The sequence below is a fragment of the Myroides indicus genome, assembly GCF_004364575.1.
Lineage (GTDB): Bacteria > Bacteroidota > Bacteroidia > Flavobacteriales > Flavobacteriaceae > Flavobacterium > Flavobacterium indicum_A.
Genome location: NZ_SOAG01000038.1, coordinates 1 through 24,664, shown reverse-complemented (window position 1 = coordinate 24,664; position 24,664 = coordinate 1). Strand labels below are relative to the sequence as shown.

At 34.8% G+C, this 24,664-nt stretch carries 9 protein-coding genes and 1 pseudogene; all 10 read left to right on the top strand.

Translation table 11 applies throughout. The annotated features are described in order from the left end of the window. The coding region (locus C8P70_RS12720; protein ID WP_133713693.1) for a gliding motility-associated C-terminal domain-containing protein at positions 1 to 390 on the top strand (390 nt) is incomplete at its 5' end. A gap of 189 nt (positions 391 to 579) precedes the next feature. Then, complete coding sequence (gene argS, locus C8P70_RS12715) at positions 580 to 2,358, top strand: arginine--tRNA ligase (RefSeq protein ID WP_133713692.1); 1,779 nt, start codon at positions 580 to 582, stop codon at positions 2,356 to 2,358. A 63-nt stretch (positions 2,359 to 2,421) separates the two neighbouring features. Then, complete coding sequence (locus C8P70_RS12710; RefSeq protein WP_133713694.1) at positions 2,422 to 3,873, top strand: SGNH/GDSL hydrolase family protein; 1,452 nt, start codon at positions 2,422 to 2,424, stop codon at positions 3,871 to 3,873. Then, positions 3,860 to 5,299 (top strand): LysM peptidoglycan-binding domain-containing protein, encoded by a 1,440-nt coding sequence (locus C8P70_RS12705; RefSeq protein ID WP_133713691.1) that lies wholly within the window; start codon positions 3,860 to 3,862, stop codon positions 5,297 to 5,299. The genes C8P70_RS12710 and C8P70_RS12705 overlap by 14 nt, the downstream gene beginning before the upstream one ends. After that, positions 5,296 to 6,957: an MBOAT family O-acyltransferase gene (locus tag C8P70_RS12700; protein ID WP_133713690.1), complete on the top strand. Its 1,662-nt coding sequence runs from the start codon at positions 5,296 to 5,298 to the stop codon at positions 6,955 to 6,957. The genes C8P70_RS12705 and C8P70_RS12700 overlap by 4 nt, the downstream gene beginning before the upstream one ends. A gap of 90 nt (positions 6,958 to 7,047) precedes the next feature. Next, complete coding sequence (locus tag C8P70_RS12695; RefSeq protein ID WP_133713689.1) at positions 7,048 to 7,578, top strand: hypothetical protein; 531 nt, start codon at positions 7,048 to 7,050, stop codon at positions 7,576 to 7,578. Between the two features lie 62 nt (positions 7,579 to 7,640). Then, positions 7,641 to 8,097, top strand: a pseudogene (gene tnpA, locus C8P70_RS12690) (IS200/IS605 family transposase). Between the two features lie 871 nt (positions 8,098 to 8,968). Then, positions 8,969 to 10,603, top strand: a complete 1,635-nt coding sequence (locus C8P70_RS12685; RefSeq protein ID WP_166666232.1) for a tetratricopeptide repeat protein — start codon at positions 8,969 to 8,971, stop codon at positions 10,601 to 10,603. A gap of 404 nt (positions 10,604 to 11,007) precedes the next feature. Beyond that, a complete protein-coding gene (locus C8P70_RS12680) occupies positions 11,008 to 17,106 on the top strand; it encodes a choice-of-anchor J domain-containing protein (protein ID WP_133713687.1) in 6,099 nt (2,032 codons plus the stop codon). A 401-nt stretch (positions 17,107 to 17,507) separates the two neighbouring features. Beyond that, the coding region (locus tag C8P70_RS12675) for a choice-of-anchor J domain-containing protein (RefSeq protein WP_208293411.1) at positions 17,508 to 24,664 on the top strand (7,157 nt) is incomplete at its 3' end.

Genomic DNA, 24,664 nt, shown 5'->3' with positions numbered 1-24,664 from the left:
TTTGAAGAATCGGGAGGTAATGGTAGAGAATTACAGGCAGGAACGCTAATTTCTGCGGCACAAACCATTTATGTTTATGCGAGTTCAGACAACGGCTTGTGTACGGATGAAAGCAGTTTTACGATAGATTATGAAGATTGTCCTATTCCAAGAGGAATCTCTCCCAATAACGATGGTTTAAATGATGTTTTTGATCTGACACCCCACGGTGTTGAAAGCATGAAAATTTATAACCGATGGGGTACAGAGGTTTATTCGCATGGAGCTGGATATACAACCCAGTGGCACGGACAAAATAAAAGCGGAAAACAACTTCCGGACGGAACGTATTACTATGTAATTCAGGCGCATGGCAAAACCCGAACCGGATGGGTACAGATTAATAAATAATTATTAGTTTTTTTGGTTAGATTTGGTTAAGAAAGAGAGGTTATTATGATAACCTCTTTTTTGTTTTTTTAGATGGTTGAAAAGAATTTTTAGATAGCGTTTTTGTGCTAAACAAATAATTTTTATTAGACGTTAAATCAGAAGTATTTAAATATGGTATCTTTGCAGCTTATAAATAGAAGAAATAAAATGTCATTAAATCAGATTTTAACTCCATATATTGAAGAAGCTATTCAGCATATTTATGGCGTAACTGTTGAAAAAGTTGAGTATCAGGCAACCCGAAAAGAATTTGAAGGAGATATTACAGTGGTTATTTTTCCGTTTTTGAAGCAGATAAAAGGAAATCCGGTTGAAATAGGAAACCAGATTGGACTTTATCTTAAAGATAAGACTGAATTTATAAGTCAGTTTAATGTGGTAAAAGGTTTTCTAAACCTTGTGGTTTCAGATGATTATTACATTGATTTTTTTAATGAAATTAGAAAAAAAGAGCAATATGGCTATGCTGAGGAAGAAATAGGAGATAAATCTGTTTTGGTTGAATATTCATCCCCTAATACAAATAAACCCTTGCATTTAGGACATGTCAGAAATAATTTATTGGGATATTCTGTTGCTGAAATTCTAAAGGCATCAGGAAAAAAAGTATATAAAACTCAAATTATCAATGATAGAGGAATACACATTTGTAAATCGATGCTTGCTTGGCAAAAATTCGGAAATGGAGAAACACCTCAATCCACAGGATTAAAAGGAGATAAACTGGTTGGAAATTACTATGTGAAATTTGATGTCGAATACAAAAAGCAGATTGGAGAATTAGTTGCTAAAGGAATGACGGAAGAAGATGCTAAGCAAAATGCCCCAATTATGCTGGAAACTAAACAGATGCTTTTAGATTGGGAAGCTGGAAAACCAGAAGTAATTGATTTGTGGAAAACAATGAATCAATGGGTGTATGACGGATTTGCAATAACCTATAAAAACTTAGGAGTTGATTTTGATAAAAATTATTATGAAAGCGACACCTATTTACTTGGAAAAGACATTGTAGAAAAAGGAATAGAAAAAGGCGTTTTTTATAAAAAAGAAGATAATTCTGTATGGATTGATTTGTCAGAAGAAGGATTGGACGAAAAGTTAGTACTTAGAGGTGATGGGACATCGGTTTACATTACGCAAGACATAGGAACAGCCGTACAGCGAGTTAAAGATTTTTCCAATGTGGGAGGTATGGTTTATACCGTTGGAAATGAACAGGATTATCACTTTAAAGTTTTGTTTTTGATTCTGAAGAGATTAGGTTTTGATTGGGCAGAAAGTCTATATCATCTGTCATACGGAATGGTTGATCTGCCTTCCGGAAAAATGAAAAGCCGCGAAGGAACTGTGGTTGATGCAGATGATTTGATGAATGAAATGACTGATACAGCCCGATCTATTTCGGAAGAATTGGGAAAACTGGATGGATATTCTGAACAAGAAAAAGAAAGTTTGTACCGAATTATCGGTATGGGAGCACTTAAATACTATATTTTAAAGGTAGATCCTAAAAAGCGAATCTTATTTAATCCGGAAGAATCAGTTGATTTTGCTGGAAATACTGGACCTTTTATCCAATATACGTATGCTCGTATTCAATCGATTTTGAGAAAGTCTGATTTTGATTATTCGCAATCTGTTTCGGATATCGTTCTTGATGCAAAAGAAAAAGAGCTGTTAAAGTTATTGGAACTGTTCCCAGAAGTAATTCAGAATGCATCGCGTATGCACAGTCCTGCATTAATTGCAAATTATGTGTACGATTTAGTAAAAGAATACAATTCCTTTTATCAGGCAGTTCCTATTTTAGGAGAAGAAAATATGGTATTAAAAACCTTCAGAGTGCAGTTGTCGGAAAAAGTAGGATTAGTTATTAAAGATGCTTTTATGTTATTAGGAATAGAAGTACCTGAACGCATGTAAAGGAAATATTTATACGTGAAAAAAGAAAAGAGCTACATATTTCAGTCATTTGCCATCATAGTTATGGCAAGTGGCTTTTTTTTATTTTTTAAAAATAATTTGCCTCAAAGGATTTTTTCAGAGGATCAGTTACCAACTAAAAATGTGGTAGTAGACAGCCTATTGCTTCAGGCTTTTGAAGAGGAAGAACAAAAGAAAACGGAATCAGAAACGGATAACAGTACTGAAAAGAAAGATGAAGAGATTTCGGAAGAACAATTAATTTCAAATGAAGCACTTGAATCATTTAGCGGAATGCTATATCTTGAGCCATTCTTTGCTCAACTATATAAGTTAGAACAACTGCAACAAGGAAATGTAAGAATTGCTTATTACGGTGATTCTATGACAGATGGAGATATGATTGTACAGGATTTGCGGAAAAATTATCAGGATAAATATGGCGGTGGCGGAGTAGGATATGTATCGATTACTTCCGAATCAGCTCAATCCAGAGCATCAGTTATTCATCAATATTCCAATAACTGGAAAGTACAATCTTATTTAAATGTAAAAAAACCAACAAGTCCTTTTGGTATCAGCGGTCATGTTTTTTTTACAAACGATACTGTAAATCCATCTTGGGTAAGTTATAAAGCAGGAGGAATCAGGCATTTGACCAATCTTGAAAAGCCGATTTTATATTACGGAAAATCAGATAATATGAATGGAAAAGTAGCCGTTGTTGTAGACAATGATACGATAATCAATCCATTATCTCCTGTAACAGAACTTAATAAATTGAAGCTGACAGATAAAACTGCATTGAAACAGATAAAACTGCTATTTTCAGAAGCTGATTCAATTCCTGTATACGGTGTTGACTTTAGTACTGCTAAGGGAGTTCAGATTGATAACTTTTCAAGTCGAGGAAACTCGGGACTACCTTTGTCACTGTTTAATACCGGATTAATGCAGAAGTATCAGAAAGATTTGAATTATAATCTGATCGTTTTGCATTATGGAACTAATGTGCTTAATTATGGATCATTAAATTATTCGTGGTACACCCGACAAATGACAAGAGTAGTTAATCATCTGAAACAGTGTTTCCCAAAGGCAGCTATTCTGGTTATTTCAACGGCGGACAAGGCTACTAAATATGATTTGGAGATGAAAACAGATTCTGCAGTAGTTCCGCTTGTAAAAGCGCAGCGCAAATATGCTGTTGAAGCACATACTGGCTTTTTTAATCTTTACGAAGCAATGGGGGGAGAAGGTTCAATGATAGAGTGGACAGAGGATTCGCCGACAAAGGCGAATAAAGACTATACGCATTTTAATTATAGAGGAGCGCAGGAAGTTGCCGGAATGATGTTTAAACATTTAGAAAAGGGATATGAGGTGTATAAGAAACAGAGAGTGGAAAAAGAAAAAGAAGCTAAGCTAAAAGCAGACTCTATCAAACAGAAAAAGATGGAACAGCTTCAAAAAATGAAAAACGATAGTATTATAAAGCAAAATGAGGAAAGATAAAATAACAACTATATTACTTGTTTTTTTCAATTGTCTGTGCATTTACGCGCAAAACGATACTATTAAAAGTAATGAAGAAATTTTAACTAAAAATACCGTTGCTCAAGATTCAGCTATGCTTGAAAATAAAATTTATTATCCTGAACAATTGGATACATTTTTTAAAAAACTAGAACATTTAGAGAAGGAAAAAGAAGGAAAAATCAATATTGTTCATATTGGAGATTCTCATATTCAAGCAGGTTTTTTTAGCGGAAAAGTACGAACTCTGCTACAAGAAAAATTCGGTAATGGTGGACTGGGATTTGCTTTTCCGTATAATTTAGCAAAAACAAATGGAAACCCTGTTGTTCGATATGCTTCTAACGTGGAATGGAATAGTTATCGCAATATTTTTCCTGTTAATGGCGCGCAGGTAGGGTTGAGCGGAATAGCACTATCTACAACCCAAAAAAATCTAGTAATTGAATTAAGTGTAAAAAATCTAGAGTATGGATTTTCAAAAATGAAAGTTTTTACCCCTGACAATGATCAGTTATACCATATAGGAATAACCGATAAAGAGGTAAAAATGGAATCTTCTATTACTAAAAAAATCACTCATAAAATTAAAGGTGGAGAAACATTGTCTGGAATAGCAAATAAGTATAATACTACTGTAGTTGATATAAAAAAGTTGAACAAACTAAAAAATAATCTTATTCAAACGGGAAAAACGCTTTTGATTCCAACTGCACAGCGGGAACCTGCAAAAATTCCTCAAAGTCTCTTTACCAGTATTGACGGAAAAAAGACAGAAGATTTTTATGAATTTGATTTTGAAAGAGAACTGGATAAAATTTACTTTTATGCTGGAAAAGAAGTTGATTTATATGATCTGAACGGTATTGTTCTGGAAAATGACAAGTCAGGAATTGTATACCACTCTATAGGTGTAAATGGAGCTCGCTTTTCTGATTATAATAAATATCCTTTGTTTTTTAAACAGTTAAAGGGATTAAAACCGGATTTACTTGTTGTTTCTTTAGGAACCAATGAAGCTTTTGACAGAATGTCTGCAGATGAATTTCAAACACAGGTAAATATTTTTGTTAAAAATGTCAAAGCCAATAATCCGGATGTGGATATTCTGTTGACCACTCCGCCACCGTCTTATTTTTCCAAAGGAAAGCCAAATACAGTTGCCAGCGAGTTAACCAATGAATTAATCATTAATGGAATAGACGGAAAATATGCTATTTGGGATATGTATTATTATTTAGGAGCCACACTTGGACTTCAATATTTACAGGATGAAAAAATGCTGGCTAAAGATTTGGTGCATTATACCGTAAAAGGATATGAATATACCGGAGATCTGTTTTTCGAATCTGTTATGCAAACTTACTCCAAATTTAATCAAACAGAAAAACAAGGCGATCAATGAACCTGCTGAATATAGAAATATCTGATTTTTCAATGGAAGATGTAATCCGTTGGTTTACCTTTAACCCAAAAGAACCGTTACTTTTTAATTCGGGACTTTTTTTGGGGATGTTTATCGTTTTTTACCTTATTTACATTTTGATGAGGAAAACGTTTCACATCAGATTGTTGTATGTTGTGCTGTTTTCTTTATTCTTTTATTACAAATCCAGCGGAATGTATTTCATCATTCTGATAGGCTCTTCATTAATGGATTATTATTTTGCCCAAATTATTAACCATACTCATAATGAAGTAAAAAAACGAGTACTATTGGTTTTGAGCATCGTGGTAAACCTTGGTTTGCTCGGGTATTTTAAATATACCAACTTCTTTTTGGACGGCGTTAATCTTTTGACTGAATCTCAATTTCATATCAATAATATTATTTTACCGGTAGGAATTTCATTTTTTACTTTCCAATCCATAAGTTATATCATTGAGATTTACAGGAAAGAAATAGAGCCAGCCAAAAGCTTTTTGGATTATTTATTTTTCATTTCATTTTTTCCTCAGTTAGTTGCTGGTCCTATTGTACGTGCTAAAGATTTTATTCCGCAAATTTATACTTCTGTAAGAGTAACCAGAGATAATATTAACGAAGCATTGCTGTTGATTATTGGAGGGGTACTTAAAAAAGCGGTTATTTCCGATTATATTTCAGTTAATTTTGTAGATCGTGTATTTGATTCGCCTAACAGTTATACAGCATTTGAAAACTTGATGGCAACATACGGTTATGCCATTCAGATTTACTGTGATTTTTCAGGATATTCCGATATGGCAATTGGAATAGCTTTATTGTTAGGGTATCGTTTGCCTATCAATTTTAACGTTCCTTATCAGTCTGTGTCTATCACAGAATTTTGGCGAAGATGGCATATTTCTCTTTCCACTTGGCTGAAAGACTTTTTGTATATTTCAGTAGGAGGTAATCGAAGAGGGAGTTTCGGTGGGTATTTTTTTCCTTCTTTATTCTTTGTGGGAATTTTAATCTGGGGGATTTATTTTTATCGCGAAAGTATAATCCCTTTGTTACTTGCGACTTCTTCCATATTGGTTTTCGGACTTACTATTTTTCTGGCAAAAGATAGGCATAAAAGCTGGTTTACCAATTTTAATTTATTGACAACTATGCTATTGGGTGGTTTATGGCACGGAGCAAGTTTGCGTTTTATAGTTTGGGGCGCTTTGCATGGAATAGCTTTAGCCGTTCACAAAGTAATTATGGAACTTTTTCCTAGAGTCAAAGGAGCCAAAGTAAATGTCTTTTGGAAAGTATGTTCCGTTTTGCTAACGTTTCATTTTGTATCATTCTGCTGGATATTTTTTAGGGCAGATTCTTTTGATACAGCTTTAGAAGTAATTAATAATATTGGCAAATTACAATTTGACTGGAATTCGTGGCGTATTGTTATTCAAGGATATAAGAATGTATTTATCCTTATTTTAATTGGCTTTGTCTGGCATTTTATTCCTAAGAGCTGGATGGCAATTCCTAATCAAATGTTTAGTGTAGCCCCGATGTTTGTAAAAGCATTAATTTTAGGCTTTGTTTTTTGGATTGTGTATGCTACAGCTGCGGCAGGTTCTCAGCCGTTTATTTATTTTCAGTTTTAGGAGTGCTGTTTTTAGAAATAGAATTATTTAACATTTAAGCTCCTTTTTTTAGAGTAAAAATTCTTACCTTCCGTAGAAAAATAAATTCATATGAGAAGATTATTGTTAATAGGTGGGATTTTATTTACGTTAAATGTAAATGCCCAACAAGAAAACACTAAAGACAAAGCTGAATTAGGCGGGCGTGGTATTTCTGAATTGCTAGAAAAGAAAGATTATTACGGATTGTCAGAAGAACAAGTCGAAAAAATTAAACAAACAAAGGAAAGGCTAGCCAAAGAATTTAGAGCAATAGGGCAGGATAATAGTTTGAGTGGAAAGGAAAAAGGTTTAAAGAAAAAAACTTTGGCTCAAAATTTCAAAAATGATATTAATAAAATTTTGAGTCAAGAGCAACAAACACTTTGGATGTCAGAACAAATGAATAGAAAGATTAATAAATCAGCTCAAAAAGGCATTGATTATAAACTTGAATTATTGGAATTAGAACACGAAAGTAATTTAAAATATCTTGAAAAGAATTCTAAGGATAAAGAAACTTTAAAGTCAAAAAAAGAAGAACTCAACGCTAAATATAAATCAGAAAAAGAAGATTTGGAGAAACAAAAGAGTTTATTATAATCAAAAGATTTCCTCGAGGCTCTGCCTCGTGGCAGAAGAGTAAAGATTAGTATATTTGTTTGATGAGCGAACATATTTTGAAACGACATAATAAAAGCTCGCTACTTTATCATTTGGTTTGTCCTATAAAATATCGAAGAAATGTTTTATCAGAGGACGTTGAAATTAGTTTGGTTGAAGTTTGTAACCAGATTTCAGAACGTTATGAAATACATTTTGTTGAAATCGGAGCAGATGAAAATCATGTACATTTTTTGATTCAAAGTGTACCAAAGGTTTCTGTAGAGATAATTTGTTAGGACAGTGAAAAGTGTTACTGCAAAAGAGATTTTTCGATTGCATCCAGAAGTAAAAAACCAGTTATGGGGAGGTAATTTTTGGACAAGCGGATATTATGTAAATACAGTTGGTCAATATTGTAATGAGGATGTAATTAAGAAATACATTCAAAATCAAGGAGAAGAAAATACTATATATAAGTCGTTCAACAAAAATCAGTTACTACTATCTTTTGAGTAACGCGATACCTCGAGGCTCTGCCTCGGGGTAGTTCATTAATCTTTTTTGCTGTCTATTATGCATAATGCATATGGCTCCGACGATGATTTATTTCATGATTGGGTTGATAGTTATACGTCTATACGTTGCCCTCTTAAGAATCGCTATTTACTTATAGTAAGTATCTGCTCCAGACTTCAATAGAAGCTCTTTTCTCTTTTTTAAATGATAGGTGTATTACTCCATACACATACCTTTCATTTTAATTAATATTTATCTCTAGACAAGTTAAACAACTTGTTTATCAATATTTTTAAACCTCATTTGTGGCAAGTTACGGCTGTACTCAATTTACAAAATTTAACTTCTTTGACTAAACTGTCTTTGAGCATAAAAGTATAATCGTGTTTAGTGTGCTTGACATGATTTGTACTTTCTTTTATAATGAGATTTTTTGAGTATCGTTATTTCAGGACTAGACAATTAAATATTATAAAGAATTATGTGAATGTAAATTTGATTGTCTATTTTTTCTGTATAAAAGAAATATTGTAGACTAAAAGGTTATATTTGTTAGTATTTTGTTAATTAGTATATTGAGATTTTAATTCTTTAGTGACGTATTTTTATCATGGATAAGACAAATAAATATAGAGTCTTAGTAGCTTTTTTAAGTGTTATTATATTGGTTTTATTGTATTTATTTCTTTCTGAGAAAAAGTATATCAACTTATCCTTGAAAAGTATGCCACCAATACTGACAGAAAACTATTCTACTTATAAAGATGAGTTGGATTCTTTATTACAAGCTAATGTTGAAGAAGCAAAAAATAGAATCAATATTTATTATGCAGAAGCTCATGATAAAGAGGATACTTTGCAGTTGTCTTATTTGTATTATTACAAAGCAATTGTAAAAAGAAAATGGGGAATACAGTCTGATAGTGCTGAGTTTTTCCTTAAAAGATCTATTATATATTCAGAAAAATGGAATAATTTAGAACTAGCTTCTAAAGCTAGATATAGACTTGGTGTGCATTTTATGGAGAAGCACAACTATCCTGTTAGTTTAAACTACTTTTTAGAAGCGAAAGATTATTTTAAGAAAACGGATTCTACTAATTTAATGCTCGCTAATATATATAATATGCTGGGGAGTACTTATACTCTTTTAGGTGAGTTAGAGAAAGGTTTATATTACCACAAAAAAGCATATCCACTTTTTCAGAGAAAAAGAGACTCTTTAGGGTTAGCGGCTCATTATTCAAATATAAGCAAAGTCTATCAGTCTAATGGAGATCTTCCAAAAGCAATAGATTATTTAAAATCTTCTGTTAGGATATACAAAAATAATAAAGACACTATTAATTGGACAAATTGTTTAGTTGATTTATCTAATACAGCTTTAGGATTAAAAAAGTATGAAGAAGCAAAATATTATATAAATCAGGCTTATAACTTGGCATCTTTGGCAAAGGATACTATTTCCAGGGGGCATATTATGATTCATTACGGAAATATTTATAGAGCAGAAGGCAATCAAAAGAAAGCCTTAGAATATTATACACAAGGACTACAGCTAGCTAAAAGTGCCTATATAGAACAAATTGATTTATATGTTTTAAAAAATATAGCAGATATATATATTGAATCAAAACAATATGAGAGAGCCTATCCCTATATAAATCGATATTATGTTCTCAAGGACAGTATTAGTGGAGCAGGAGTACGAGACAAAATAAATGTTTTGCAATATGACAATGAGCTCCAGCAAAAACAGACGGAGAATGAGATTGAAAGACAAAAATATAGAAATGTAGTTTTAATATATACTATTGTAGTACTGTTTTTTTGCTTGATATTATTGTCTTTTTGGTTTATGTATAGAAATAAGGTTAAGTCATTGCGGATCTCTAAATTAAAAAACATCAGACTCGAAGAAAAAGTAAAAGCAGAACAAGAGTTTTTAAAACTTCAGAGTCAGCAGCATGAGCGGGAAATAGAAGCTAAAGCTCAATTGCAAAAGGTGCAACAACTGCAATACGAATTTGAGTTACAATCAAAAAAGGAATTAGAAAATTTAAAAATAAAACAATTTGAAATAGAGATGGAAGCTAAGAACAGAGAGCTTGTGGGGATAAATTTGCAGCTTCTTTCCAAAAATAAATTAATGGACGAAATAGAAGAAATCGTAAATAAAAAACCCAGTAATATTGAAAATTCTTTTTTTGAACTTAAAAAAACAATACGTTTAAACAGAAATCAAGAAGAAGATTGGATTCAATTTAAAAAGGTTTTTGAAAAGATACATCCTAATTTTTTTGAAATATTATCTGAAAAATATTCTGCATTAACTAAAACAGAAATTCGAATTTGCACATATATAAAAATTAAAATGGCTATAGATCAAATTTCAGATTTATTAAATGTTAGTCATCAAAGTGTTTTAACTAGTCGATACCGAATCCGAAAAAAGTTTCAGTTGAAGAGAGAGGAAGATCTAGATGAGTTTATCCGTAATATTTAATAGCTATCTTGTATTTATGTAACTAAAATTTAGGATAGTATATTTAGTAGTATTAACTGTTTTCTTTAGCCATAAATAAACCTTAGACTTAAAGAAAGAGCTAATATCATTTTGTTTTTGGATAATTAAAATTATTTGAATCGTATATAGATTTAATATAAAACTGCTTTTTATTTTCCTTGTTTTTATAGAGAATAAATAAAATGTGATTTGATAAAAATTCACTATTCATTGATAATTAAACTTGTATATCGTATTTAGGCTTTTGTTAGACTATTGAATGAGTATTATTAGTCTATTGTTAATAATTGTATAAATTAACTATTGTGAGGTATGTTTGTTGTTCATATAATTGATTGCTTACGACTTCCGATTTGAAAAAATATAATTAACCACAATATACTATGAGAAAAAAGATTATTTACATTCTAATTTTACTGTGCGCAGGAATCTATGGGTCAGCAAAAGCCATATTAGAAATTAGTGATCAAAACACTGGTTTTAAAATAGATTCCTATTTGTTGCCAGCATATGAGATATCTGATCCTTGCATTTCCCCAACAGCTTATGGATTTAAGAAGGTTAAAGATAATCAGGTAACTCTTTATTGGACAGATAATACCAATACTGCTTGGGAATACTATGTTATGCCCGCAGGAGGACCAATGCCTGCAGGAACGGGTATATCTACCACTACTGACGAGAATATTGTTACACATGATAATAGCGGAAATCCATTACAGCCATTGACAGAGTATGAATACTATGTTCGCTCAGTATGTGAAAACGGAAGCGTTGGGGTATGGGAAGGACCTATAAACTTTGAAACCCTGTGTTCCATGGCAAGTTTGCCTTTTACAGAAACCTTTAACACTTCATCTGCTACTTTTAACTGCTGGACTATAATAGATGTCAATAATGACGCAGATATATCTGCTGGTGAAAAAATATGGAAAAGTGATAAAAATACGTATGAGGGCAATGGAGCCATGTTTTTTGATAGTGGGGTGAACTTCGATCATGATGATTGGTTAATTTCTCCCACCTTGCGGTTTAATAGCGGCAAAATGTATGCATTAACTTTCTATTATAAAACTTCATTTTTAGATCCTAGCTTAGCTTCCTTTCACGAAAATCAGTTTGAAGTAGTTTTATCTACTCAGGGTATAGATTTAGATAGCTTTACTACTCAATTATTACCTATGCAGATATATACCAATACTACTTATCAAAAAAGATTAATAATTATTGATGATATTGACGGAGAAGTTAATATAGCCTGGCACATTAAATCCGAGCTATTAACGCAAGTTTACGTTGACTTTATAACGGTGGAAGAAATTGACTGTATTCCGCCGGATGATAATGTAAATTTAGATAATATCACAGAGAATAGTGCTTCTTTTAATTGGGAAGATAGCAATAACACCAGTTGGGAATATTATGTACAGCCATTTAACGGAGGAACCCCTGCAGGATCCGGTACAATGTCCAATGTAAAAGAGGTAACGGTTACTAAAACTTCCGGTACAGGTGGTGCAAATTTACAGCCCAACACAGATTATGAGTTTTATGTGAGGGCAAATTGTGGAACAAATAAATTTAGTCCTTGGGTTGGACCTATCTATTTTAAAACCAGATGTGTTGTTCAGCCTTTGCCTTTTTGGGAAGGGTTTAATACAGACTCTACTACTTTTGAGTGCTGGACTATTAGGGATCTTGATAAAAAGCCTGTTTATATGAGGGGAATCTTTACTACTAATATATGGAGTCTTATTAAAAGTGTCTTTGTATTATTTCCTACAAATCCGATAGAATATGAAGGAGATCAGGCAATTTGCTTTGCCCCTGATGAAGGAACGCATGATGATTGGCTTATTTCACCAACCTTTAATTTAGATCCGGCAAAACATTATAGGTTAAAATACAATACTAAAGTGTTTTTAACTGCCGGAACAGGAATAAAGTATAGCGTTCTGCTTTCTAAAGGGGGAATTTCTTCTGATGATTTTGATCATTTAATACATAGTCGCACACTGACTTCTACATTGTGGATAGAAGAGTCGGCTATTGTTACCGGAATTGGCGGAGACGTGAGTTTAGCTTGGCATATAGAGTCAGATAAGGGATTAAATAACATGATTTTAGATAATGTTTTTTTCGAAGAAGTTAGTTGTCCTGAACCTTTTAATATTGAAGTTAAAGAAGTTGGAGAGCATGCAGCTACTTTATTTTGGGACGATGAAGTGGGAACAAAATGGGAGTACGCCGTTCAGAAAAAAGGAACTTATGGAGTGCCAAAATCCGGTAATGTCATTCTCCAAAAAGAAGTAAACCTAACGGCGGATAAAAATGGAAATCAATTGGAGCCAAATACTGAATATGTGTTTTATATACGCAGTAATTGTTCAAATGGAGAAAACAGCGATTGGGTAGAATACCGATTTCGAACAGCTTGTGGTGTTTTTACCACTCCTTTTTGGGAAGGTTTTAACAGCTATTCTGATACCTTTTCCTGCTGGACTGTGTTAGATGTTAATGGAGATGCCAGTAGTTATCCGGGAACATTTGCATGGGGTAGATATGAATTAGGAGGATATGAGGGCGATAGAGGAATGCGATTTTTTAATATGAATAATCCTGCAAAAAATGATGATTGGTTAATCAGTCCACCTATAAAATTTGATAAGGATAAAGTTTACCGTTTAAAGTTTCATTACGTAGGAGCTGCAGGACTGCCTGATAATTCTCTGGAGGTTTTGGCTTCCAACAGTGGAACCTTGCCCAGCGATTTTACTTTCAAAGTATTGCAAAGTGAAGTGTACGACGGAGGAAATTATCGCCAGAAGAAAGTATTTATTGATAAACTGATAGGAGAGGTATATTTGGCTTGGCATATAGGGGATGGACAGCGAAACTTACATATAGATAATGTTTTTGTAGAAGAAGTATTAGGGTGCCCGGAACCGTTAGAGGTTACACTGGATGATATTGGGACCGATCAGGTAACTGTTTCCTGGACCGATGAAATGGGAGCAAACCAATGGGAATATTTTATTAAAAAGGAGGACGGCAGCAAACCTGCGGGGACAGGCATAAAAACAACAAAAAAAGATAATACGATTAAACAAGAAACAAACGGAAGTAGTTTAATTCCTAATACTGCTTATGGGTTTTATGTTCGGACAGATTGCGGTAACGGAGAATATAGTATTTGGGAGGGACCTTATAGTTTTACAACTGAGTGTGACAGCTATACGCCTCCTTTTTGGGAAGGCTTTAATACCGATTCCGAAACTATAAACTGTTGGACCGGTGAAGATGGAAAAACATGGGATATTAAAGATTTGAGCTATGGTGCTATATTTGAAGGAAACCAGAGTATGTTTAGTGGGATAAATACATGGTTAATTTCGCCAGCTTTTAAATTGGACGGCAGTAAGTATATATTGAAATACCATTACAGAACTTCTAATTGGGGAATGGGGGTTGAAACTCTTTTGTCAACAACTGGTAATAGCAGCATTGATAATTTTACTATGAATTTAAAACCAATGACACTTTATGATACTGGTGGATATTATGAAGAAGAAGTGTTATTTATAGACGGGATAAACGCTGAGGTTAATATAGCCTGGCATGCAAATGGTTTTGGAGTAAGTTTAGATAACGTTATTTTAAAGAAAATAGAAACCTGTCCGGAACCCTATAATGTAAAGATAGATAATCCTACTACAACTAGTTTAGAAGTATCTTGGGATTATGTAGCAGGCGAAAGCACCCAATGGGAGGTATTGGTGGTTTATTTTGGAGAAGATGAAACTGCCTCCCCCGTTAAAAAGGTAACTGTAACAGGAATTTCTTCAACTACTGTAACAGGTTTGCCAACAGGAAATATGTATACTGTATATGTTAGGTCTAAATGCATGGATGGTGCAACTTGGAGTGATTACTCTACTCCGGCAAACGGAGGAACAAAAGTAACTAACGACGAGTGCAGCAGTGCAATTACAATTCCGGTAAATTTAGGAACAGAGTGCTTGCAGACCGTGCCTTTTACTTTAACTGGGGCTACTGTCTCAAGCCAGCCCGAACCGTTTTGTAATCAAGGGGGGTATTTGGCGAAGGACGTTTGGTTTGAATTTACGGCAACTACAGCAGAAAAACATATGCTAAAGTTTTTAGATAGAAATTATAACGGTCAGATATATGGAGCATTATACGATGTTGACTGCAGTTTGATTACAGGAGCTGCATTAGAGTGTTTTGAACCGACGAATTATATGGGAGGAGCAATTAAAAATTTCATTGTTTTTGAAAATTTAATTCCGGGCAAAAAATATTATATCAGACTAGGAGTTTGGGATAATCCTAATTTACAGCAAGATTTTTATTACAGGTTGTGTATTACAATCCCCCAACCTATCAAAGTAAGCGCTTTAGACGATGAGTACACCTTAGATGAATTGGTAAAGGATGTATTTGTAAAATCAAATTGTGATTTGGTATCTAATGTGCGTTATCAAAATGGAGATGGTAAACCGGTTAGTCAGGCTGTAAATACAATCGGCTATTTCAATAAAGGAACCTCTGCCTTTCCTTTTGAGGAAGGAATCGTATTATCGTCATCTGAAATAGATTATTTGCCCGGACCATATAATGGGTATTATGTTTATAGGGGTAATACGGCAAAAAGATGGCAAGGAGATAAAGAAATTAATGATGCAATAGATAATATCGGAGGAGGACCTTTTCAGGATAAGCTGGTTACTCAGTTGGAGTTTGATTTTACTCCGGTCAAAGACTCTTTGCAATTTGAGTACCTGTTTGCTTCTAATAATTATTACCCGGGAAGTGCTTTGAACTGTGAAGCGGCTTCCTTATTTGTAGTGCTATTGACAGATCAGATTACGGGCGAGCAACAAAACATAGCCATGATACCGGATACGGATACCCCAATAGGCACAAATACTATCCGAGATGCTGAAAAATCGAGGGTTTCCTGTAACAGTATTAATCCCGAATACTATTGGAAGCATTATGATTTTATATTAAGAGAACCTCTGGATGATGCCACAGAATCACCCATAGATATTGTGGGGTATACGGTGCCTATGAAATCTCGGAAAACTTATGTAAAGCCCGGACGAAAATACCGTATAAAAATGGCACTTGTCGAGTTTAGTTTGTTTTCCGATAGAATTAATTCAGCCGTGTTTTTTAATGCGGGGAGTTTTGATTTGGGGTCGCTTGATCTGGGTGCAGATTTGTTGATAGAAAACAATACAGCTTTATGTCAGGGAGATGACATTACTTTAAAATCTGGATTTGTTTTTTCGGATGAATTACAATCAGAAGTAACTTGGTATAAGGATGGCGTAGTTATAGCAGGAGCCAACTCTCCAGATTTAGAAGTTACTGAAAGCGGAGAATATAAAGTAGAAGTAAATTTTGTGGAGTTGAACTGCGGATACAGTGATTCTGTAAAAGTAGAGTTTTATCCCCTTATTTCGGAAGCGGTGTCAAATCCTGAAACTATTTATGTTTGCAGATCGTCTTTACAGGACATTTTGGTTAATTTAACTTTGATAGAAGCTGATATGTTTAGTAATATAGATACAAAAATCTATACAACAGCTTATTTTAAAACTGAAGAAGATGCTGAATCAGTTAAAAATGCATTAGCTGATGCAACCAATTATTCATTGGGCAAAGAAATACAAAACCAGAATTTGTATATCCGGGTTGAAAATACAGAAACCGGTTGTTACGAAGTGTTTGAATTACATATTCAGTCGCAACAAGGAGCAGTTCCCGATCAACCGGAAAACGTGAGCGTTTGTGCAGAATACATTTTCCCTGAAACAGCAGGCGATCAGTATTATTATGCTGAGCCGAACGGACAGGGCGAGGAGTACAAGGTCGGAGATGTTTTGGCAGAACCGGGTGAACACTCCATTTACCTGTTGCAGGTTAACAGTGAACAGGGCTGTTATGAAGAAACCGTTTATCAGGTGAACATTACAGCTCCGGTAAGGGCAGATATTTTTGAAAACAAAACGCTAAGTTGTGAATACTATATGCTGAAACCTTTGTCTGAATACAATCATTATTTTACTGAACCGGAAAGGCAAGGCAATGAGTTATATGCAGGTATGCAGATTCTGCAAGGACAGACTGTTTACGTGTATGCCAGATCAGAGGATGGTTTGTGTACAGACGAAAGCAGTTTCACTATCGATTATGAAGACTGTCCCATTCCAAGAGGAATCTCTCCGAATAACGATGGATTAAATGATGTTTTTGATTTGAGTCCTCACGGAGTAGAGAGCATCAAGATATACAATCGCTGGGGAACGGAGGTGTATTCGCATGGAAAAGGTTATACAACGCAGTGGCATGGGCAAAACAAAAGCGGAAAACAGCTTCCGGACGGCACGTATTATTACGTGATTCATGCTCACGGTAAAGTGCGTACAGGTTGGGTACAGGTAAATAAGTAGTTTATTAGTTTTTTGGTTAGATTTGGTTATCCCCGGATAAGTGTTTTGTAATTTATTGCTTTCCGGGGAATACCTTTTACAACAGAAAATAGTATATAAAAGACTACCAAGGAATTTTATTTCTATGTGTTTAGCTTGTTAAAAGTTGGTTGTAACAAAATAAACTACTTAATTTATATAAAGATCACTTTTGATAAATAATTATTTTTTGCTCCTTATCATAATGTTTTTTTGAAAAAAAATTAAATAATGATATTATCTGTTATTTTTTTTATTGTAAAAGTTATTGTTTAAGTTTAATTATTAATTAGTTTGTTTATTTGTTATTAATTTTTTTTAATTTTTTGTTACAATAGGTTAAAAAAAACATATCTTTACTAGATTAACCAAAATTAGTTAAGATGAAAAAAATTACAAAAAATTTTACAATTGTGTTATTCTTTATTTGTAGCGTTTTACTATACGCTATAAATAAGGAATATGACATTTTAAGTAGAAACGTAGCTCCGCCAAATGCACCGACAGTTATAGCTCAATCGTTTTGTAGTTCTGCAAAAGTATCTGATTTGGCAGTTTCTGGGGATTCGGGGGCTGTTTTTAATTGGTATGATTCGGCTACGAGTACAGTTCCCTTGAATAGTAGCGATGATTTGTTAAGTGGAACATATTATGTGTCTCAAACGATAGCAGGAGAAGAATCTGTACGTACGAGCGTTGTTGTTAACGTTATTGTAGAAACAACTGTAGGGACTGGAACAGGTATTCAGGTATACCCACTAGGTAATTATTATGGGTATGAAAGATCTGCTGCTTTATACACAGCTGCGGAAGTAGGAAGCGCTGGCATGAGTATTACTTCATTGGCATGGGACGCTAGAAAAGAAGGGGGAGGAAGACCTCTTAAGATTTATTTAAAAGAAACTACCGATACAACTTTGAGTACTGCTACATGGGCAAACACAATTAACAATGCCACTTTAGTGTATGATGGGACTATAGAGCTTGTTTCGGGGTGGAATGTATTTAGATTAAGTACTGCTTTTGATTTTTCGGGAACTGATAATTTATTGGTATTAGTAGAGGCAAATTATGGAGGTAGCGGTAATGGTGTAGGGGACAGTGGTAATGAAGTTAAATATTCTTCATCTGCTTCAAAGCATATGTGGTGGAGGGAGGATAATAATCCTCCGACAGATAAGGGTACAGTCAATGCAAATAGACCTAATATTAAATTTGTAGATAATAGTACTACTTGTATTGCTCCAAAAGATTTAAAGATAACTGCTAATTTAGCAGATCAAATTAGTGTTAGTTGGACTGATCCCGGAAATGTAGTATCCAATACATATGGGTTAATAATATCTACTTCAGCCACAGCTCCTGGTTTTTGTGATTCTTACACGATTACTTCCGCTGCAAATAGTTATACATTTGATAATTTGACTGCAAATACTCAATATTATATTTGGGTTAGAACAGATTGTGGAGATACTATAGGGAAAAGTGATTGGGTTAATATTTCTGCTGTCACTCCTTGTGTATCTTTTCCTGTTCCTTTTTGGGAAGGATTTAACACAGATTCACCATCTTTGGATTGTTGGACTATCATAGATAACAATAGTGATGGGACAACATATAGTAATATCTGGGAAACAGACACTTATAGTCCTTATGAAGGGGATCAGATGATGTATTTTTATGGTTCTCAAAGTAGTGCGTCAAAACTCCCACACGATGATTACTTGATTTCCCCTGCACTAACTTTAGATGCCTCTAAGTTATACAAGCTGACTTACTTTTATAAGACAACAACCAGCTACAGCAATGACTTTGAGGTTTTACTTTCCCAAAGCGGAACGGCTTTGAGTAATTTTACAACTACGCTTTTGACTAAAAAAGGACACAGCAGCAGTACATGGGAGGAAGAGTCTTTATTTATAGGCGGAATCTCAGGAGACGTTAATCTGGCTTGGCGTGTAACTTCCAAAGGGACAGGTACATATTTGTATTTGGATACTGTTACTCTTGTTGAGGTAGATTGTGCCGATCCGGTAAATTTAGGCGTAAAAGATATTGAAACCAATAAGGCAGCTATTTTCTGGGGTGATGATTTTAATGCGAGCTGGGAATATGTTGTACAGGCAGAAGGAGACGGCTACCCAAGCGGAACAGGAACCGCTGTAACCACAAAAGAAGTGACTGTAACCAAAGACCGTGGGGGAGCTAATCTAAAAGATAATACGGAGTATGAGTTTTATGTTCGTGCCAAGTGCTCGGATGGAAGTTTTGGTGATTGGTCGGGACCTTTCGTATTTAGAACCAGCTGTAAGGTTTTGAATTGGCCGTTTACAGAAAATTTTGAAACTACTTCTCAAACTTTGGCTTGCTGGACTATTATTGACAGCAATAAAGACGGTTCTCCATCTTCAAGCAATATGTGGCGTCTTTATAACAGTTCTTCTAATGCTTATGAGGGCAGTTACAGTATGTATTTTAGCGGTTCTTCGGGGACTACGCATGACGACTGGGTTATTTCTCCGGCGATAAACATGAATAGTACAGATACTTATCAGTTGACTTATTACTATAAAACCTCTTCTTCCTATGACAATGAGTTTGAAGTAAAGTGGTCTAATAATGGGACAGATCCCAGTCAGTTTACAACTGATGTTGTGCCTAAGAGTACTTATAAAAATGGTTCTTACGTTAAAAAGACAGCGTATATTACCGGAGCAAGCGGGGAGGTTCATATTGGCTGGCATGTGGTTTCAACCGGTACCACATATGTTTATCTGGATATGATTACCCTTGAGAAAGTGGACTGTATTGGACCGGAGGATGATATTACAATCAGTGATTTAGAAAAAGACAAAGCTAAATTTAACTGGACGGACACTACAAATTCACAGTGGGAAACCTATGTTCAGGCAGCCGGTGGTTCCAAGCCTACAGGCAGCGGTACCATTACCAACAGCAAGCCTGTAACGGTAACGCGAACAAATGGCACAGGCAGTGCAAACTTACAATCTAATACCGAATATGAATTTTGGGTTCGTTCTGTATGCGGACCGGGCAAAAACAGCGGTTGGATCGGACCGTTTAAATTCAGAACACCGTGTGATGTTCAGACACTGCCTTTCTGGGAAGGATTTAATACTACTTCTCCAACCTTGAGTTGTTGGTCTATAGTAGATAATAATGCGGATTCTACTTCCCCTACTGGAAGCAATATTTGGAGAGTATATAATTATAGTCAATATGAGGGAGATCAGACAATGTATTTTTATGGCTCTCAAAGCAACGTTGCATTTCAACCTCATGATGATTATTTAATTTCTCCTATCTTTAATTTGGATGCAACGAAGTATTACAAATTGAGATATCATTACAAAACTACTACTTCATATAAAAATGATTTTGAGGTAGTGCTTTCTGATAAAGGAACCAGCCCTTCTGATTTTACTAAAGTATTGCAGACTAAAAAAGGAGAGAGTGATAGTAATTGGAAGGAAGAAAAGGTTATTATTGGAGGTGTTGGAGGCAATATAAATATAGCCTGGCATGTTACTTCTTCTGTTCCATATACTTATGTTTATATAGATAATGTATTTTTAGAGGAGATTACTTGCCCTGAGCCACTGAGCTTAGGGGTTAAGGATATCGATATAGATAAGGCGACTATATTGTGGCAGGATGATTTTGGCAAAGATTGGGAATACGTAGTTCAGCAATCAGGCGGGAATGTTCCTTCGTCGGGTACAGCAACTAAAGCCAAGGAGATTTTAATCACGACCGATAAAAACGGAGATGTATTGGAAGCCAATACGGAGTATGAATTTTACGTTCGTACCAGCTGTGGAAGCGGAAAAGAAGGAGAATGGTCCGGACCGTATAAGTTTAGGACAGCTTGTACTGTATTTACAACTCCTTTCTGGGAAGGATTTAACAGTAAATCAGAAGGTATTTATTGTTGGACAATCCTTGATATGAATGGGGATGGAACATCAAGCTCTGCAATGTGGCGTCAATATAATTATAGCCAGTATGAAGGAACTCACTGTATGTATTTTTACAATTATGATTATAGCGAGGTAATAGAGTCAGATGACTGGTTAATCTCTCCCACATTTACATTGGATTCGGGTAAAATTTACCGTTTAAAGTATCATTATAGAGGGTACTCATATAATGATACGAGTAATTTTGAAGTTTTGGTATCCAATAGTGGAATTAAACCTGCTAATTTTACGACAGAACTTGTTAAAGATAAAGTTTATAAAAATGACAACTATTTAGAAGAAAAAGTATTTATCTCCGGGTTAAGTGGAAGTGTTAACATAGCTTGGCATATAAGTGGAACAGGTACTAAGTACACTTATATTGACAATGTGTTTGTGGAAGAAGTAGTAGGGTGTCCCGAACCCTTAAATTTGGATGCAAAAAATATAGAAACTAAAAAAGCAACTATTTCTTGGTCCGATGATTTTGGCGCCTCGAAATGGGAGTACGTAGTTCAGAAAGCAGGAGAAGGTTCTCCGACAGGATCGGGTACAGTTACTACTCAAAAAGAAAATGCGGTTACAGCAGATGCTTCGGGCACTTTGTTGGAACCCAATACAGACTATGAATATTATGTGCGTACAGATTGCGGCAATGGAGAATACAGTATTTGGGCAGGACCTTTTGTATTTGTAACGCTTTGTGATATTTATACAGCGCCATTTTGGGAAGGGTTTAATTCTGACTCTAAAACCGCCAGATGCTGGGAGATAATTGATGCTGATGACGATGGCTATGCAGTGTGGGAACTTTATAATTATGGTATGTATGAAGGAGATGGAGTGATGTCGTTCAGCGGCTCAGGATCCCCAAGTGATGATTGGTTAATATCTCCGACAACTACATTAGACGGCGGGATGTACGTCCTAAAATATCACTATCAGGCATATAATTATTATGATAATAAATTTGAAGTATTAGCCTCAATTAATGGTACGGATACAGCAGACTTCACTAAAGTTATAAAACCAAGTCAGACATACAAAAATGATAAATACAAAGAGGAGGTTATCTTTTTTAGTGGTGTTACCGGGGATGCTAATATTGCATGGAGAGTAACTACTTCTGGATATTCAAGTATTTATTTGGATAATGTGCATTTGAAAAAAGTAGAAACTTGTCCGGAGCCTTATTACATAAAAATAAGTAATCAAACTTCCTCTGGAATGGATGTTGAATGGCAGCAAGATGGAGGAGTAACTTCTTGGGAAGTGTTGGTTGTTGAATATGGAGAAGATGAAACTGCTACACCAGTTCAGACGACAACGATAGCAGGAACGCCAAAAGCTACTCTAACAGGCTTGCCTTCAGGAAAAGGATATTCTGTGTATGTACGAGCAAAATGTACAGATGGAAAATCTTATAGTGATTGGTCAACTCCTGGAATAGGAATAACTAAAGTAGGAGCTAATGATGATTGCGTTGGAGCGATTAACATTCCGGTAAATGATACGATGGAGTGTGTGGAATCTGTTTCAGGAACTTTATACGGATCTACAGTGTCTTCTACAGCTATGGCTTCGTGTATGTATAGTGTAACAGGTGATGTTTGGTTTGAGTTCACCGCAACAGCTTCATTACATCAATTAAGCGTATCAGACATAGTTGCTCTTACTGATTCATATACCCCTACGATGTCTATCGCAGTGTACGATCAGCCTTGTGGGTCGATAACTAATACAAGTATATTCTGCAGATCTATTTATCAAGATACTGATGTAGCGCTAAACAATCTGACGCCGGGACAAAAGTACTATGTGAGAATTGGTGTGTCGTATACTGATTATACGGATGTTATTTTTAAACTATGTATAGGTACTCCTGAGGATACTCCTTTGGTAGTAAGCCCGAGTGGAGATGAATATACAGTAGAAGAATTGGTGAAAGATGTATTAATTAACTCTAACTGTGATTTGGTATCCAACATAAGTTATCAGATAGGAGATGGTAGTCCTGCAACACAGGCCTATAATGCAATAGGATATTTTAATAAAGACAATTCTACTTTTCCATTTGAGGAAGGGATAGTTTTAGCAACAAACGAAGTAGGGTATGTTGCCGGACCGTTTATGGATACTCAAGGAACTAACAGAAACAGATGGGTTGGTGATAAAGATATCAACGATGCTATTAATGATGCTGGAGGAAAACCATCAGGGGTAACAGATATGCTTGTAACTCAGTTAGAATTTGATTTTATACCAGTTAAGGATTCCATTAAATTTGATTATTTGTTTGCTTCTAATAGTTATATTAACGGATGCACATATAGTTGTGCAAATGGTTCTCTGTTTGCAGCATGGTTAGTTGATCTTACAACGGGAGAAGGACAGAACTTAGCTAAAATAAAAGGAACGAACACACCTATTTCTTTGTACACAATTTGGGATAATGAAAAGATTACAGGTACTTCGTGTTCATCTTATCCGGAACTTTTCTGGGCAAACTACACAAGTGGTATTAGTAAACCTATTGAGGCACCAATTAACTTTGCAGGTTCTACTGTGGCTATGAGTTCTGAAACAGTACATGTAGTTGCAGGTAGAAAATACCATATCAAGTTAGCAATAATGGATTTCTGTCCGAATCACTCCTCCGCAGTATTTTTTAATGCAGGAAGTTTTGATTTAGGTAATTTAGATTTAGGGGCCAATTTGTTGGTAGAAACAGGTAATGCTCTTTGTGGAGGAGAGTGTGTAACGATTAATTCAGGATTAACTTCTGAAGATGTTCAAATCCAGTGGTATAAAGATGGAGAAATAATTCCTGGAGCTACTGAGCAGGAATATGAAGCATGTGAATCAGGCACCTACAAAGTGATTGGAAGATATCCTGCAATTAATTGTGAAGTACAAGGAGAAAAAGTAATTGAGATTTATCCTGCCATTTCTAAGGTAGTTCATAAACCTATAGAGTTTGAAACTTGTAGATATTCACTCAATGAAAGAATAGTAGATTTATCAAGTGTAGAAGCAGAGATGTTTGCAGATGTAAACAGTGAAGATTATACTGTAGCCTACTATTTGACAGAAGAAGATGCTTTAGTAGGAAATGAAAATAAGATTGAAGGAGTTTCTTATAAGATAGAGGGAACAAATAGTATTAATCTTTACATCCGTATAGAAGATATTCGTACGGGATGTCATGAGGTGTTTATTTTGAAGATTAAAGTAGAAGAAGGAACTGTTCCTTCCAAACCTGAAAACGTTGCAGTATGTGCAGAATATGTATTCCCACAAGTCAACGGCGATCAGTATTACTATACCGAAGCGGGTGGTCAGGGCAAAGAATACAAGGTTGGCGATGTTTTGGCAGAACCGGGTGAACACGTGATATATTTGTTGCAATTAAACAGTGATGAGGGGTGTTATGAAGAAACAGCTTATAAAGTAAACATTACAGCGCCTGTAGTGGCAGATATATTTGAAAATGCAACACCAAGTTGTGAATTGTATCAACTGAAACCACTTTCAGAACATAATAAATATTTTGAAGAACC

Coding starts and splice junctions, on each gene's coding strand:
- C8P70_RS12710 (WP_133713694.1), top strand. CDS start 2,422: ATGGCAAGTGGCTTTTTTTTATTTTTTAAAAATAATTTGCCTCAAAGG.
- C8P70_RS12680 (WP_133713687.1), top strand. CDS start 11,008: ATGAGAAAAAAGATTATTTACATTCTAATTTTACTGTGCGCAGGAATC.
- C8P70_RS12700 (WP_133713690.1), top strand. CDS start 5,296: ATGAACCTGCTGAATATAGAAATATCTGATTTTTCAATGGAAGATGTA.
- argS (WP_133713692.1), top strand. CDS start 580: ATGTCATTAAATCAGATTTTAACTCCATATATTGAAGAAGCTATTCAG.
- C8P70_RS12695 (WP_133713689.1), top strand. CDS start 7,048: ATGAGAAGATTATTGTTAATAGGTGGGATTTTATTTACGTTAAATGTA.
- C8P70_RS12705 (WP_133713691.1), top strand. CDS start 3,860: ATGAGGAAAGATAAAATAACAACTATATTACTTGTTTTTTTCAATTGT.